Annotated in this window: 1 pseudogene; it reads right to left on the reverse strand. The window is 65.0% G+C overall.

The features are described from left to right. Positions 1 to 36: 36 nt before the first annotated feature. A pseudogene (locus K5E40_RS34300) lies at positions 37 to 1,365 on the reverse strand (Tn3-like element TnAs1 family transposase); the annotation flags it as partial.

A 1,365-nucleotide genomic window follows, 5' to 3' on the forward strand; every position in this document is an offset into this window, starting at 1 on the left:
ATAGGGGAGCCCGCAGAATTCGGAAAAAATCGTACGCTAAGGTTTTCCGGGCATCCGTAAGGGCCGAAACTTCCCGTCTTCCAGTCTGCGGCTCTGCCGCCAGACGTAATCGCCGGTTAGGTTGATGTGCTCCCAGCCCAGCGGCGACAGGAATTGCAGCAGCTCGCCGTCCACCGGCTTGCCGGCCTCGACCAACCCCTGGGTGGCGCGTTCCAGGTACACCGTGTTCCACAGCACGATAGCCGCCGTCACCAGGTTGAGGCCGCTGGCCCGGTAGCGCTGCTGCTCGAAGCTCCGATCCCTGATTTCCCCAAGGCGGTTGAAGAACACCGCCCTGGCCAGCGAGTTGCGCGCCTCACCTTTGTTCAGGCCGGCATGCACGCGGCGGCGCAGTTCAACACTTTGCAGCCAGTCCAGGATGAACAGCGTGCGCTCGATCCGGCCCAGCTCGCGCAGGGCCACGGCCAGTCCGTTCTGGCGCGGGTAGCTGCCGAGCTTGCGCAGCATCAGCGAGGCGGTGACGGTGCCCTGCTTGATCGAGCTGGCCAGGCGCAGGATGTCGTCCCAGTGGGCACGCACGTGCTTGATGTTCAGGGTGCCGCCGATCAGCGGGCGCAACGTCGGGTAGGCTTGCACGCCCTGCGGCACGTACAGCTTGGTTTCGCCGAGGTCGCGGATGCGCGGCGCGAAGCGGAAGCCTAGCAGGTGCATCAGGGCAAAGACGTGATCGGTGAAGCCGGCCGTGTCGGTGTAGTGCTCCTCGATCCGCAGGTCGGACTCGTGGTACAGCAGGCCGTCGAGCACATAGGTGGAATCGCGGACGCCGACATTCACCACGCGGGTGCTGAACGGCGCGTACTGGTCGGAGATATGGGTATAGAACAGCCGTCCCGGCTCGCTACCGTACTTCGGGTTGACGTGCCCGGTGCTCTCGCCCCGGCCACCCGCGCGGAAGCGCTGGCCATCGGAGGATGAGGTCGTGCCGTCGCCCCAGTGGGCGGCAAAGGCGTGGCGATACTGGTGGTTGACCAGCTCGGCCAAGGCCGCCGAATAGGTTTCGTCGCGGATGTGCCAGGCTTGCAGCCAGGACAGCTTGGCGTAGGTCAGGCCGGGGCTCGACTCGGCCATCTTGGTCAGCCCGAGGTTGATCGCATCACCGAGGATTGCGGACAGCAGCAACGTCCTGTCTTTGGCCTCGGCCCCGTCCTTCAAGTGGGTGAAGTGGCGGCTGAAGCCCGTCCAGTCGTCCACGTCCATCAGCAGTTCGGTGATCTTGATGCGCGGCAGTAACTGGCTGGTTTGGTCGATCAGCGCCTGCGCCCGATCCGGCACCGCCGCATCCAGCGGGGTGATTTTCAGCCCTGA

It is taken from the genome of Pseudomonas baetica, assembly GCF_019733355.1.
Classification (GTDB): domain Bacteria; phylum Pseudomonadota; class Gammaproteobacteria; order Pseudomonadales; family Pseudomonadaceae; genus Aquipseudomonas; species Aquipseudomonas baetica_A.